This is a genomic window from Acinetobacter halobius (genome assembly GCF_044130335.1).
In the GTDB taxonomy this organism is placed as follows: Bacteria; Pseudomonadota; Gammaproteobacteria; order Pseudomonadales; family Moraxellaceae; genus Acinetobacter.
Window position 1 is genome coordinate 308,392 of sequence record NZ_JBIQOD010000001.1, and the last position, 14,948, is coordinate 323,339.

The window sequence follows — 14,948 nt, forward strand, 5'->3', positions numbered from 1 at the left end:
TCACAAATTGCTAAAAATCACTGAATACGTGCGTTCGTTTGAAAGCGCCAATAACCTTTAATATGATTATTTTTACCCTGTAGATTTAGGTCATTACGTACATAATGACGGATTGTTTTGGCAACTTTATTTTCCATTGCTCCCCATACGGCATCAATCTGCGGACATGCCTGAAGTATTAGGATTGTTTCATCCGCCTGCTGCTCTAAAGTACCAATGACGGTTCTAAGCGTACAATGCTCAGGGAAAGTAAATGTCTGAAAATATTCAAGATCCTTTTCATCTGCACATAACAAAATAATAATTGGGTGAATAGGATTTGACCAAAAATCTAAAATACCAGCCAAAGCTGGGTAAGCAGTCTCATCCGCAATTAAGACCGTTTGTCCTTCAAGTAAATGCTCATGTTTATCATCTGTTTCTGTTCGACTTGAAATTAATGAGCCTGCTTGTAGTTGTTCCACCCATAGACTTCCAGGGCTGCGACCATGTGTAAAAATATCGACATAACCATAATGCAAATCTGCAGTTTGCTGATCTAGACTAAAAGCCTGACGTAACGTGTACAAGCGAATGTCTTTATTCATAGATTCCAATAATTTCTGACGCTTTGGACTAGAAAGATGCTTGAGGAGCCATAAAAAACCATGATCAAACGCATTTTTTAAGCGTCCGCTTTTATTCGACTTTTTTTGGGATAGCACAGGGACTTTCTCTAAAGCCTTTAAAATAAATCCATAAGCATAACCTGCATAATATTGCGGTAACGCTCGCTGACTTTTAATCGTCAAGCGTGTCATATTCTTGCTGACTTGCTCTTTTTGAATTACCTCAAAAAATTGGCGTGCGTTATGACTAAACTCAATTTTTTGTTTTGCAAAAGAGTTATAAGCTAAATATAAAATTTGCTCCTCAAGATCACCTTTTAATTCAAACTCAACAAAAAGCGGTTGCTCTCCTGTCAAATCTTGAATATGTAGCAAAATCCCCTCTTCATAAATATCCGCAATTGTGGCGTTACTGATTTGATCGTTTTTACCATAGGTTTGAGCAATAATTAAAAGCTCTTTGCTATGATCTTGGTTCACATGATCCATAATATCGAGCTTACGATCTTGATCTTGTATCGTGGTGTAATGTTTCATAAAAATTGCCTAAATATGCCTAAAGAAATCTCTGCTTCAAATCGTCAATTCTGGAGAGCTCTTGGGTAATAGTTTCCATACCAGTCCTGCTACGATTACTGCGCAAACAAAGGTCATGACCACCACAAATGTGTAGCCAAAATGTTGGGCTAACATGAGCCCCATCGCTGAGTAGGCAAAGCCCATAAATACAATTAGACTTAACTGTAAGCTGAAGAATGTAGCTCGAGCTGGCATAGTTGATGCGCGATCCATAATCAATGTAGATAAGGTCGCCATTAAGCCGGGGTTAGCAATAAAATATCCAAAAATAGCCAGATAAACCAAAGCCTTAGATGTATACCCTAAAGTTAATGGAATGAATAATAAAAGTGTTCCACCCTGTAATAAGGTGAAAGTGATAAGTGCTGCTTTACGCTTTAATTTGTTGATGAATACTGTGGCGAGAAAAGCAGAAATGACACCGATCATCGAACCAAATACTTTGGTCGCAAAACCAATATCAGCCATAGACCATTTTGCATCGACCAACAGCGGATTTAGAATGCCAAACACAGCAGTAAAACCGATTGGATATAAAAACAGTAGGAAAAACCAAAGCCGATGTTGGATTAAAAAGAGCTTAAGTTGCGTCCATAGGCTCTTAAATTGAGGGCCTATACCTTGATGCGGGTTTTCCCATTTATTTTCAGGTTCTGAATAGAAAATAAGCTGGAACCATGTCATTGCCGTAAGCCCAGCCAATAACCATAAGGCTCCTTGCCACTGCAACCAAGGGTATAAAATGAGTAATAGACCACCACCAATAATATTGCCCAATAAATTACTGGCATATTGAATACTATTGGCAAATTGGCGTTCAGGTGCACTAAAAATTTTACATGCTAATCCATCAATTGAGACATCCTGTATACTCATAAACAAGGTATAAACAATAAACAGAATTAAGATCACACTAAATTGCTTATGGATATCCAATATGCCACAAATCAACAATAGTAGAGTCATGCACATCTGAGCAAGAATAAGCCAACTACGATACTGCCCCTGAAAGAAAAAACGGAAACTATCAATAAATGGTGCATATAAAACTTTGCCCAACATTGGAAGTGCAATTAAATTCATTAATGCCAATTTATCGAGTGCAATACCACTTTGCCTCAAAATGGCAAATGTGGCAGAAATCATAAAAGCGATACCAATATATTGCGTGGTATATACACTAATCAAAAGTGGCCAAGGCTTCGTATTTGCTTTCATAAACAATTTTCCAATGTTGAGAATGATTTTGATTTTAAAAATCGAACTGCATTGAAAGCTTGTAAGTACGTGGCTGACCTACAGAAACAAAGGCACCATTCCAAACACCTGCCCAATACTGTTTATCAAAAACGTTGTCTACTCCACCTCTAAACGTGACCTTTCGATTTGCAAGTGACGTTACATAACGTCCCCCTAAATCCAAACGAGCCCAACTTGGTAGTTTTTGTGTATTTGCAGCATTAACATACATACTGCCTGTATATATCGTATTTGCAGTTAAGGTGAGCCCCTGTAACTGATTTACATCCCACTCAAAACCTAAATTCGACTGCCAATGTGGAATGCCATAGACATCATTTCCATCATATTTTCCTTGTGTTGTTTTGGCTTGCTCTGCATCCATATACACCACGCCACCTAAAACTCGTAAGTTGTCACGGAGCTCACCCGCTGTAGTCCACTCCAAGCCTCGGTTTTGCTGTTCTCCACTCATGCTGTAGTAATTCGTTAGAGAATCACCCATGATCAGCGGTTTCGTAATCTGATAAATACTTAAGGTATTTCTAAAAGTCCCACTGTCCCATTTCGTACCAAGCTCATATTGTTTCGATTTATACGGTGCAAGTGTTGCTCCATAGTTGGATGCAGTCGTATCTGTCACTGACTCCCCAGGCGATAAACCCTCAACATAGTTACCATACAATGCCACTGAGTTATTCCATGGTTTAATAACAAAACCGACTGCTGGAGTGATTTCATTTTTATTGTATGCAGAGCCTTCTACAGGTTTTCCATCATTAATGCTAAAGCTCTGAGACTTAACTTGTTGGTGACGAAGTCCAAGAATAAGTTGATATTTATCATCCTTAAATGAAAGAGTATCTGCGAGTGCGACACTACTTAAAGTGACATCTGATGTTTTAGGAACATACGTTGGAGTTACTGCTAATGCAGCAGGGGTAGATGGAGAATAAATATTTGAAGACCACATTGCTGCTGTACCAGCTGCGTTTTTGGTCGAAAGCCCCATATGCACATCTTGATCAATCACATTGGCACTCAAAACCAACTGATGATTAATATTCCCTGTCGCAAAATGGCCACGAATCCCTACTTCAGCCGAATCGACATCGGTTACATTTGCTGTACTTCGAGAAACAGCCGTATAGTTGCCATTGGCCTGAGCATTCATACCAAGTGCATTATTAGCCATATAACCATGTGCTTTTTGGTGCTTAGTTCCTGCTGTTAGATAAGCCGTCCAATCATCTACAAAGTCATATTCAACATGACCAATTGCAGCCGTTGTTTCTGTAACACCGTATGAACCTGGCATCGTGTTAATAGACGCATCGGGTGCTTTAGGAATATTAGATGACGCAAAAGACAGCATTAAGGGCATAGCGCCTGATAGCTCTTCCTTAATATCATAAATATCTAAAGACGCACGTAAATCTTCCCCGCGATAATCTAGAGCAATCGAACCTAAACGTCGATCTTCAGTTTGACCATCCAAAGCCGTATCGCCATGCGATTTCAACGCATTCACACGTAGACCAAACTCATTGTTTTCACCAAAACGTCGGCCAATATCGACATGCGCCCCTAAGTTCGAATCTGAAGAATAGGTGGTCGTTAATCGTGTGATCGGATCATCTGTTGCACGTTTTGGCACCACATTAATAACCCCTCCAACAGCCCCGCCTAATGACATTCCATACAACAACCCACTGGTGCCACGAAACACCTCAACACGATCTAAAAACTCAGTTGGAACACGATTATGAGGGACTAAGCCAAAAGCACCATTCCATGCCAGTTCATGACTTTGGGTATATAAACCACGAATATTAAAATATTCTCCCAGACCATTTGAGGACATTACAGTGCGTACAGAAGGATCGCTTTGTAGTGCTTCTGCAACCGTTTTCGCCTGATGATCTTCTATGTATTTTGAGGTATAACTCGTGATACTAAATGGTGTATCTAATGCCTCTTTTTCACCTAAAATCCCAATCTGACTTTTTTTACTCACTTGACCACTTGCCAATTCATTTTCAGAAACGGCCGAACTCACAATCGTTGCTAACTGACTCGCGCCTTGACTGTTTTTTTCCCCTTGGATGTCTATGCTTTCCCCTGCAACCACATTTTGGGTTAATAACAATGCAATACTCAAAGACAACATGGATCTTTTTACCTGAAACACTGTATTCATTTTTCACCTTAAACGGGACAAGTGTATTTGAAAGTTGAGGAATACTATCAAGAATCATTCTCAATAAAAAATAATATTGGAAATATGTTTACAGAATTGGGAAAGTGTCTGTTTTTTAATATAAAAATTAACCGCAGGATTTAAACTTGATTGCAAAGATATACATTATTTTTTAATCATAATCGGTTTCAATCACCGATTACGTTACAGAAAAATTGGGGCTTAAATCCTATATACCCATCAATTAAGGATTGACAATCCCCATCGTTAAAATGAAAATAATTATCATTTGTAATTTAAAGTAGCGCTGTGGATGTCGATCTACATTGATTCTCATAAATCGGTATTAGAACAAGTGGGCAATATATTTTTGGATGCTCATTCTCAGTTGCCCAACCACCAACTTAATCATTTTAATCCATCTGATGGTGAAGGTTATAGTGAGCTCTATGATTTCGGTAAGCTCTGTGTAGGTAAAGGTAAATATTGGCTAACCCAACCTTTGACCATGAGTGCCGAAGCTTCTCTTCATTCTTTCGGTTTAACCTTGTTACTTTCTGGCACTCATCATATTCAAAATCATAAAAATAAAATGGAATATGAAATCCATTCACCAATGATTATTCTACGCAAAGGGAATTTAGGCTTACAGACGATCTACTTACAACCTCAGAAAATGATGTCTCTCATTAGTTTAGATTTTAATGAAACCATGTTGAAAATGATTACATCAAACATCGGAGATTGCGATGTAACACGTTTCTTTTTAGACCCGTCCTCACCCACAATACAGACATGTAATATTCCCAATAAAGATATTTTGCATCAGGCACATTATTTACTCAATTTAGCTCCTGCACAGAGTTCAATAGATTTACTGCACCTCGAAGGTGCTGCGCTTGAATTATTAAGTTTAATTTTGCATAAAAACGCTAAAGAAAATTCACTCCCGTTCGCCATTCAAAAGAGTATCTTTATATTAGAAAACCAATTTGATAAGAAAATTACGATTCGTACTTTGGCTAAACAAGCTGGAATTAATGAATGTGATTTAAAACGCTTATTTAAACAATATACAGGGCAAACCATTGGCCATTTTTTACGTGATGTTCGAATGAAACATGCCCAATTATTATTAAAAGAAGGTGTTTCTTTAGACAACGTAGCCAACCAAATCGGCTACAGTAGCACACAATATTTTAAACAAGTTTTTGAGCAGCATTTTGGTTATCATTTTTAAAATGACTGGATATATACTCAAAAGAATGACAACAATAGCGCTGAAACAACATGATAATGAGTCAATTGACTCGATATAATTTATCTATACAACATAAATCAACACACACATTTATATTTATCAGCTATAAAATTTAAAATAAAATTCGCACTCAAATAATCTCATCTGCTCTACAACTTATTGTTATAAAAATCTCAAACTATATAAGCACATTTAAATGTATTTAATCTTAATTTTAACTGAGTTTTTTTTAAACCTTATAATTATGAAATCAATGAAAAAATATAGACCTGTTATTTCCATGAATATTTCAACATTATTATATTTTAGTTAAATTAAAAACCAGGTTTACATATCGAAAATCTTATCAGTAACATGCCGTTATTCCACTAAAAAATGCTGAGTTCTGGAAAAATACAATAACTCACTCATTAGAGCGAAATGAATTATTAATAATAATTAACCATTTAGTCAGGAAAATACCGAAAAATGGCTAGGTTGTTATCAACGGAGTTGAATAGACCTCATACCTCCCTGCGAGGCTATGCTTCTCATGTATTCAATTCGGTAAATTTAGATACCTTCAGACTTTAAATACTTGTGCAACTATAATCCTAAAACTCAAAAATATCTGATTCTACCTAAATTGATATTTCTGGGATTTATAAAAACTGTCTAATTAGTCATTGCGTATAAACCTTTGGTCATGAAGCCAAACACATCAAATAGCAAAAATTAAAAACCTTTCATTCTCTGTTTAATTATATATCAGCGTAATAGTAGCCTGTGCCTGAACTAACGTAGCTGTTACAGCTGCGACATTAGAATAGTAACGCGCTTTAAATGCTTTGGAAACCGTACCACCTGAATCAATGGTTCCGAAACTAAAAAAGCTGCTTGAACTATCAATATTTTTCGGTGCAATAGGTAAAGCACTTCCTGCACTGTCAGTAATTTGAACTGACACATTAGTAGAATAAGTATTTTTTAATAATCCACTGATATTACTTGCGGACGCATTATTATTATCAGTTAACAAAGCAACTAAAGTTTTACTGGCATCACCACTCCCACAACCAGTGACACTTACAGTAAATGTCGTATCTCCGACTGTTTGACCTGCCGCAGTAAAGCTACTACTCGGCACAGTGGGTAAAGTGACGTTAATCGCTGAACCATTATTAATTACGCAGGTAGATTTTGTAATTTGAAACGTAGTGTTAGTTAATACGATCTCTGTAGTTGCAATCGTACTGCTAGAACCTTTTGCTGAAAAATTACCTAATTTTAAGTTGGAAATCGTATAGGTACCTGCTGTATTTCCCAAACCCGATACTAATAGCCGAACATCTTGTAGCCTCAAACCACGTGTATCACTGCTCCCATTATAGATTACATAAGAGGCCGTTGGGCTATTGATCCAGAAGTCTGCTGCAGTAGTCTGATTATCCTTAACGCTAAAAGCGATATAGACTTTAATATTTGCTGAGGCTGCTGATGGAGTAATTTTAGCAGAGGGAATCTGATAATAGGTATAACCATCTTTGGAAATCGTACTGCTGGTCATTAAGTCAGTTCCCCCATTCATGGTGAAAGTACTCGGACCTGATCCACTACATGAATCAATCGGTTGAGGTGATGACGCAGCTATAGTTTGAGATACAAGCTGTAGATAAGCATTATCACTGTGCGCTTTGGTTAAATTTGCAGCAAAGTTAACAGGGTTTGTTCTGGCCGTACAGACTGCATGAGTTTTGGAGGCAAAAGCCAATAGACACATTATGACTAGCGCTATTCTCTTATACATTTAATGGCACTCCACATTAAGAATATCTAATTGACTATTCTTTTTCTTAACGATTGAACCAAACTCTGTTACAGGAATACTACAGCTTTGTTTTAACTGATCCCCCCATACAACTTTTAAAGGTTCTTTTAAATCACGAATATCATGAGTAAGTAAGGATTGATTTGACTGTCCCATCAAACCAATCAACTGACCACTTGATGTTTCAATACGACTTCCCATCGGAAATTGTTGTATGTTTTTACCATGAATACGCATTAAAATATTGCTTTGTTGATTCGCCTTGAACGTCGCAAGAGTTGAACTATACATACGCGGAATAACTTGAGTTTGGTTACCATCCAAAGTAATTTCAGGCGGCAATTGATCTGGATTGATCGAAATCGTATTGATCGAATAGGCTGAAGCATTTGGATAAATTGCATTTCCCCAACGGTCAAGTTTTATCCCCCATGCGTTGTCAATACTTGCACCAGCACCATGATCAACATGAATAATAGTATAAGTATCTGCTGCAGTATTGGTTGCTGTAATACCATAAGGATGTACTACAATTGCACCCTGTGCTGAAACTGAATATTGGGTATCTTGATTAGCATGGTACACCGTTGCCCCTAAATTCACATAAGGCAATAGATAGTTTACATTGGCATTGTATGAGGTATTGGTGCTGCCATCATAACGATTGGAAGTTGCCCCTAAACCAAAGTTAAGATTGTTATTATGACCTGCCGTACCAGACAAATAAGTACCAAAGCTATCGCTATCGCGTCCTTGTTGTTCACCCTGCTGATAAGTCGAGTTAAGGTTGAGATTAGACTTTCGAAAGTCAAGAAGCAAAGAGAGACTAGCATAAACACTTTGATCCTTGTCAAAATTATTCTCTTTATAATTAGTTTGAGAGAATCCAATCGAATAAGACAAGCGTTTCCATGAATTGCCATAACTCAAGTTATATTGGTACCTATTATTATCTTTATCCCAATAATCACTTACTAAAAACCCTACACTAAACGCACCTATTCTCGGGTTATCGAAGCTTTTACTTAAACTGAAATTGATCTGATTTTTTAAATCAGCAGTTAAATATAAATCATTTAACTCATTTTGATTTAAATCATCGTAATTTTTATAAGAAAGTAAATTAGATACCGATAAATAATGTCGTGTTTGAGTTTGCGCATTTGCATAAAAATTCATTTTGTATACAGGCATATAATAAGAATAATCCAACGCAACTTTTTGACCATTATAGTCCTGATCCTGCCATGTAGCAGAACTTGCATTTGCCTTAATACTTACCCCACCAAAAAAGGTATTTAAGCCTGCCCCTAGTAATACACCCTGATAATCTTCAGTTAAATTAACTCCACTCAACAATGTTAAATAGTTATTTAACCCATAGTTATAACTACCCTGTAACACACTGTCATCTGTCAATTTTTCAATAGTTTTATAATTCCCAAGTGCAATGCTAAATGTCTTTTGTCCAGATTTTAATAAATTCATATTATTTTGCACAGGGATAATATAGGTTTTCTTCTCGCCACCATTCTCTGTAATTTCTAGCGTCATCACTCCTGAAGCAAAAGAAGTTAAATCAGTAATACGAAATGGGCCCGCAGGAACTGTTTTCTCATAGATTTTTTGGCCATTTTGAAAAACCCGGACCAGCGCATTGGTATTGGCAACATTCTCAATTACTGGTGCGTAGCTACGCATAGACCAAGGCAACATCGACAAATCTGAAGCGAGTTGCACTCCCACAATTGGTAAACTTTCAGTTTGTAAGCTAGATGTATTAAACTGCCCACTACTTATACGCGCATTTATCGCGGTGATATCACGATAAAGTACATTTTGATAGGAACGATACGTTCCTAAACCAGAATCCTTCGAGTCAAAATTCCCTGCATGACGAAAATACCAACCATTTAGATTTAATCCTGCTGTTAAAGCCAAATATTTGCTATCTTCCTGATCATTTTGGTTGAAGTTGGCATTATAACCAACAAAAGCAGAAGTAATACCTGAATCAAATAGCGCAGGATCAATGTAGCCCTTAGGCCGATCTACAACAAATTTTTGCGGGATGTAAATCGCTATTTTTTGAGTTGATAGGTCAAAATCATAATATGCATCTGGACTAACATCTTTAATGGTCAAGCAGTCTTTTTTAGTCAGAGAATTCAAATAGTGTGACTGCAAATCCAAACGTTTTAACATATCTGTATCAATACATAAAACTGCGGTGGGATTTGCATCCAAATGCTTAAATAATAGTTTTAGCTCGCCAATCGAACGATCATTGACTGTTGTATCTACAATATAAGTACCTTCAGCAACATAATTCGCACTACGAAATATCGACAAGTCAACACTTTGATTTTGCCCTCCAAATAGTGAAGAAGAACTAAACGTTAAAATATTTTTATTATTCTGAGCCAATATTTTATCCGGATTTTGACCAGAAATATCCAATTCGGAAGAAGCATAAGATTTGCTTACAAGAAGAATAAGCAATAGAAAACTACTTGAATATCTGATTTTCATACCGTTAAATACTCAGTGAGTGGTTATTTATTTCACCTCAAAAGTCTGATTTCCACCTAAATCATTAATAATTGTATAACTCATTTGATCAGGCTGAAACTTCAACTGAAACTTATTCAATGTTTGTTGTGAAAAAGGCGCCAGCATAACGGCATCTGCGGTATAGCTTGCTGTTTGGTTTTGATTTTTAAAATCCGCTTTAGTGACTGTGACAAAATATGGCGTTGGGTTATCCAAAGTGACAGATTGAGTACTGTTATTGTAGTTGTAACGAACACTGGCAAAAGCTTTATCGGACGAAATTTTTAAACTAGTCGGACGGTAAAACAGTTTAATTCGACTGCGCACATTAAAAGTCAGTACATTCTTACTTTCATTTGCTGGATCTTCGGGTGGAATATCCAACATATTAAACCAATACAAGGATTCACGATCCTGAGGTAATGTGGGTGAACCTGTAGGTATAATCCGGATAATCTGCCCTTTTTTAGACTCAACACGAGATAAAGGCGGAGTAAGTACGAAAGGAATTTGATCAGCTGCGGGTATAGTTCCCATATCGCCCTGATCAATCCATGTCTGAACCAAGGCTGGCGTTGCAAATTCATTACGTAATTGCACACTAACACTTTTAGCATTTGAAGGAAAAATAATGCGAGTACCATCTATACTTACACCAGCATTTGTATAATGGCTAATCAAGAATATCGAAAGAATAAAACTTAACTTACGCATATTTTTCCTCAAACTTAAAGGATTAGTTGTAGTTCAAAATATAGTTAACTACAGAAGTTACCTGTTGAGCAGCAGGTGTTGCTGTAGTTGAATAATATTGTGCCTGCATATTCCAAATACCACTTGTCGTACTAGTAGCATTACTATTTGTCAATTGATTCGTTAAAGCAAAATCAATTGGTGAAGATACTGAAGCCAATTTAAGTTGGGTATTTACTGTTGAGCCTGAAACTGTATTAACCAATCGAGTTGTATCGCCAGCTACATACTGAGCTGAATTTGTAGGTCCACCTAAAGTAATCCCCTTGAGACCCGCAATAGTCACTGCATCACATGCAGCCGACCCAGCAGCATTTGTTAAAGATAGAGTAAAATTAGTTGCCTGAACTGCGCTATTTGCTGTAAATGCTGAATTCAGTACTGTCGGAAGTGTTACTGTCACATTCTGCGTACCACTACCAACACCAGTACCACCAGCCGTTAAAGTACATGTACTAGTAATCACTCGACCATTAATCGTAATCGTACCATCAGTAGCGAAAACAGAAGTTGTTGCACCAGCAGCACATAAAGTTGTTGCAAGTAAAGCTAAATTAAATCGTTTCATCACTAAAACCTTTTTAAATCAATCGAATTTTTTACAGAAAAATTTATGTAATGATTGAAAAAGTTCTGCTTTGTATTTTAAATTTCACTTCTAAACAAACTTGACACACTTACAATAAAACAAATCTTTTTTTCATTACCTCTACATAACACCTATATTTATGTGAAATGAAACACATATTTTCATATAAGTGTTAAATAAATATGTTTTTTAGGCTCTTTTATTTCCAAAACATTGATATCAAAACTTAATTTTTTAATTCATAAAATCTTTATTTCACAAACTTATGTCTAAAGGTTTATTCAGCAATATAATGCTTAGCTACATAAGCTTCATCAAAAATCTACCGCAGAATAAATTGGTCTTGTTCTATGAGCCGTATACTGTTCATAGAAGATCTATTGGTTTGAAATTTTTAGATAATGTCAAATTAGAAGCCCAAAAAACATCAAAATAAATATCGTCGTCAATAGCGTAAACTTCATATCGGTATAGATACTAAAACCCCGCAAATATGTACTGTTTCGCTCACGACAAATAATGTTAGTAATTCACAAATGTTCATAAATTCGCTTGATCAAATTCAAAATAATGAAAGGATTGACTCCATCTATACTAATGGTGCTTATGACACAAAATCCTTTCGACAGGTCATTTGGGATCGACAAACACATGCAGTGATTCCGCCAAGAAACAATGCGATGCCTTGCAAATATACAAGGACTCATTCATTAGAGCGAAATAAATGGCTAAAATCATTAAGCATTTAGGCAGAAAGATATGGAAAATAGGCAAATTGTTATCGACGCAGTTGGGATGGTTTAGGGAAATCTAAACTTCTTAACATCTGTTTCTACAATAAAAATCTTGATTATTCATTTTAAAAGAATAATAGCAAATCTGACTCGGATAACTTGAGAATAAGTTATACCAAATAAACTAGCCATCTTGCTCTGTCTTATTTTGCTGTTTTGAGGCTTGAGTCAATTCAAAATTTGATGAGAGGTAGGTTGAGAGGTAAAACCTTAAGCAAGAAAAAAGCCCTTGCAAATACAAGGGCTTTTTCAAAATTTGGCGGAAGCGGTGAGATTCGAACTCACGGAGGACTCACACCCTCGTCGGTTTTCAAGACCGGTGCATTAAACCGCTCTGCCACGCTTCCATGTGCGCCATAATACGGAGCTTTTGTTTTGATGACAAGTAAAACTTATAATAAAAGCAAACAACTGCATATTGTTTAATCAAAAGCTTATAATTTCGCAGCGATTTCTGCACCCTCACGAATCGCACGCTTTGCGTCTAACTCAGCGGCAAGTTTAGCACCACCAATAATGTGATAATTCGCAAGCGTATTCTGCTCAGCACTTGGCATCAGATCTTTCACTGACTCCTGCCCCGCACATACAACGATAGTATCAACACGTAACAATTGATCTTGCCCTGCCATCTCCACCCAAAGCCCCTCATCAGTCACTGCTTTATACTGAACACCACGTAACATGCGTACCGCATGCTTTTTCAACTGTGCGCGGTGTACCCAGCCCGAAGTTTTACCCAAGCCTGCACCAAGTGCAGAGGTTTTACGTTGTAATAAATAAATCTCACGAACAGGTGGATGAACTTCTGCGATCTGCGTGCCTCCTTCAGAGACATAATTCGGATTTGGATCTACCCCCCATTCACGTTGCCAATCTGCAAGTGGTTGTGGCTGAGGTTGGTGCTCAGGTTTCAATAAATACTCAGACACATCAAAACCAATCCCCCCTGCACCAATCACCGCAACTTTTCGACCAACTGGCGCACCGCGTAACACTTCTGCATAAGATAAGACTTGCGGTGAATCGCTCCCTTCGATACTTAATGCACGTGGTACAACACCAGTTGCAATAATAATTTCTTCAAAGCCTTCACGCTCAAGCTGCTCACGATTCACCTTGGTGTTTAGACGTAAGTCGACTCCCGTTTTTTCAATCTGTACTTTGAAATAACGAATGGTTTCATGAAACTCTTCTTTACCGGGTACAACTTTTGCCAAGTTGAACTGTCCACCCACCTCATAACTTGCTTCAAACAATGTCACTGCATGTCCACGACTGGCTGCAACCGTCGCAGCCGACATGCCTGCGACACCACCGCCAACAACTGCAACCCGTTTCGGTTGTTTCGCTTTCACATAAACCAACTCAGTTTCAAACGCCGCACGCGGGTTGACTAAACAGGTTGCACGTTGGTTTTTAAATGTATGATCTAAACACGCTTGGTTACAGGCGATACACGTATTGATTTCATCGACACGATTGGTCGCTGTTTTATTCACCCAAAAAGCATCGGCCAATAACGGACGCGCCATTTGCACCATATCAGCTTTGCCCGATGCCAAAATCTCTTCTGCCGTGTCTGGCATATTAATACGATTTGAAGCAATCACTGGCACAGCCACATGCTTTTTCACTTCCGCTGTATAATCAACAAAAGCTGCACGTGGCACAGAAGTCACGATGGTTGGAATACGAGCTTCATGCCAGCCAATCCCTGTATTCAACAAGGTAATGCCTGCTTTTTCTAGTGCTTGTGCAATCGTAACCACTTCTTGCATGGTATTGCCGTCATGTACTAAATCCAGCAATGACAAACGGAAGCAAATAATAAATTTCTCCCCGACTTGTGCACGTATCCCTTTAACGATTTCGACCGCAAAACGCATACGGTTTTCAATCGGCCCACCCCAACGGTCTTCACGTTGATTCACATGACGACTAAGAAATTGATTCAATAAATAACCTTCTGAACCCATAATTTCTACACCATCATAGCCCGCCTTTTTCGCAAGACTGGCACAGTTGACGTAGTCATCTATGGTATTCAAAATTTGTTTTTCAGACATTTGACGCGGTTTAAAAGGCGAAATCGGTGATTTAATTGGGCTGGCAGAAACCACAAAAGGTTGGTAGCCATAACGTCCAGCATGCAAAATTTGCATTAAAATTTTTGCACCATGCTTATGTACAGCATGTGTCACTAAACGATGCGGAGCAATATCCCCCAGCGTATTCATCGTACCGCCCGCTGGAAGAAGCCAGCCTTGACGGTTTGGAGAAATCCCGCCTGTAATGATCAGGCCAACACCACCTTTAGCACGCTCACCGAAGTATGCTGCCAATTTTGGATAATTATAAAAACGATCTTCCAAACCCGTATGCATGGAGCCCATCACCACACGGTTCTTAATTGTGGTAAAACCCAAATGTAAGGGTTTTAAAATATGTGCATAGCTATTGGTTGTCATCATGAATCCTTATCTTTGGCTTTGCAACTTGTTGCATACTACTTTAGCTGTTTTTCAAAATTTTGGGATGACAATTTAGAAAATTTTCTGAGTA

9 protein-coding genes, 1 tRNA gene and 1 pseudogene are annotated in these 14,948 nt (G+C 37.7%); 2 read left to right on the top strand and 9 right to left on the bottom strand.

Annotation, left to right across the window (positions count from 1 at the left end):
- Nucleotides 1-17: 17 nt before the first annotated feature.
- The 3 genes from ACE01U_RS01460 to ACE01U_RS01470 are packed head-to-tail and all read right to left on the bottom strand — an operon-like array spanning nt 18 to nt 4,626.
- Nucleotides 18-1,145, bottom strand: a complete 1,128-nt coding sequence (locus ACE01U_RS01460; RefSeq protein ID WP_395553103.1) for a siderophore-interacting protein — start codon at nt 1,143-1,145, stop codon at nt 18-20.
- 36 nt (nt 1,146-1,181) lie between these two features.
- Nucleotides 1,182-2,405 carry an MFS transporter gene (locus ACE01U_RS01465; RefSeq protein ID WP_291373917.1) on the bottom strand — a complete coding sequence of 408 codons (1,224 nt, stop codon included), beginning with the start codon at nt 2,403-2,405 and terminating at the stop codon, nt 1,182-1,184.
- Nucleotides 2,406-2,439: 34 nt separating this feature from the next.
- On the bottom strand, nt 2,440-4,626 hold the full coding sequence (locus ACE01U_RS01470) for a TonB-dependent receptor (protein WP_395553104.1): 2,187 nt from the start codon (nt 4,624-4,626) through the stop codon (nt 2,440-2,442).
- Between the two features lie 313 nt (nt 4,627-4,939).
- Between ACE01U_RS01470 and ACE01U_RS01475 the strand changes: the two genes are divergently transcribed.
- Nucleotides 4,940-5,866, top strand: coding sequence for a helix-turn-helix transcriptional regulator (locus ACE01U_RS01475; protein ID WP_395553105.1), 927 nt, complete (start codon nt 4,940-4,942; stop codon nt 5,864-5,866).
- Between the two features lie 757 nt (nt 5,867-6,623).
- On the opposite strand, the gene acuG is transcribed toward ACE01U_RS01475, so the two are convergent.
- The 4 genes from acuG to acuA are packed head-to-tail and all read right to left on the bottom strand — an operon-like array spanning nt 6,624 to nt 11,568.
- Nucleotides 6,624-7,673 (bottom strand): thin pilus adhesin subunit AcuG, encoded by a 1,050-nt coding sequence (acuG, locus tag ACE01U_RS01480; RefSeq protein WP_395553106.1) that lies wholly within the window; start codon nt 7,671-7,673, stop codon nt 6,624-6,626.
- Complete coding sequence (acuC, locus tag ACE01U_RS01485; RefSeq protein ID WP_395553107.1) at nt 7,674-10,226, bottom strand: thin pilus assembly outer membrane usher AcuC; 2,553 nt, start codon at nt 10,224-10,226, stop codon at nt 7,674-7,676.
- A 27-nt stretch (nt 10,227-10,253) separates the two neighbouring features.
- A complete protein-coding gene (gene acuD / locus ACE01U_RS01490) occupies nt 10,254-10,961 on the bottom strand; it encodes a thin pilus assembly periplasmic chaperone AcuD (protein WP_151833183.1) in 708 nt (235 codons plus the stop codon).
- 22 nt (nt 10,962-10,983) lie between these two features.
- Nucleotides 10,984-11,568, bottom strand: a complete 585-nt coding sequence (gene acuA / locus ACE01U_RS01495; RefSeq protein ID WP_151833184.1) for a thin pilus major pilin AcuA — start codon at nt 11,566-11,568, stop codon at nt 10,984-10,986.
- A gap of 434 nt (nt 11,569-12,002) precedes the next feature.
- Between acuA and ACE01U_RS01500 the strand changes: the two are divergent.
- Nucleotides 12,003-12,403 (top strand): annotated as a pseudogene (locus tag ACE01U_RS01500) (transposase); the annotation flags it as partial.
- A gap of 237 nt (nt 12,404-12,640) precedes the next feature.
- Here ACE01U_RS01500 and ACE01U_RS01505 read toward each other — a convergent pair.
- Together ACE01U_RS01505 and ACE01U_RS01510 are read right to left on the bottom strand one after the other, a co-directional pair.
- Nucleotides 12,641-12,730: transfer RNA gene (locus ACE01U_RS01505), tRNA-Ser, on the bottom strand.
- Between the two features lie 87 nt (nt 12,731-12,817).
- On the bottom strand, nt 12,818-14,854 hold the full coding sequence (locus ACE01U_RS01510) for an oxidoreductase (protein ID WP_395553179.1): 2,037 nt from the start codon (nt 14,852-14,854) through the stop codon (nt 12,818-12,820).
- Between the last annotated feature and the right edge of the window lie 94 nt (nt 14,855-14,948).

Coding starts and splice junctions, on each gene's coding strand:
- ACE01U_RS01465 (WP_291373917.1), bottom strand. CDS start 2,405: ATGAAAGCAAATACGAAGCCTTGGCCACTTTTGATTAGTGTATATACC.
- ACE01U_RS01470 (WP_395553104.1), bottom strand. CDS start 4,626: ATGAATACAGTGTTTCAGGTAAAAAGATCCATGTTGTCTTTGAGTATT.
- ACE01U_RS01510 (WP_395553179.1), bottom strand. CDS start 14,854: ATGACAACCAATAGCTATGCACATATTTTAAAACCCTTACATTTGGGT.
- acuA (WP_151833184.1), bottom strand. CDS start 11,568: ATGAAACGATTTAATTTAGCTTTACTTGCAACAACTTTATGTGCTGCT.
- acuG (WP_395553106.1), bottom strand. CDS start 7,673: ATGTATAAGAGAATAGCGCTAGTCATAATGTGTCTATTGGCTTTTGCC.
- acuD (WP_151833183.1), bottom strand. CDS start 10,961: ATGCGTAAGTTAAGTTTTATTCTTTCGATATTCTTGATTAGCCATTAT.
- ACE01U_RS01475 (WP_395553105.1), top strand. CDS start 4,940: ATGTCGATCTACATTGATTCTCATAAATCGGTATTAGAACAAGTGGGC.
- acuC (WP_395553107.1), bottom strand. CDS start 10,226: ATGAAAATCAGATATTCAAGTAGTTTTCTATTGCTTATTCTTCTTGTA.
- ACE01U_RS01460 (WP_395553103.1), bottom strand. CDS start 1,145: ATGAAACATTACACCACGATACAAGATCAAGATCGTAAGCTCGATATT.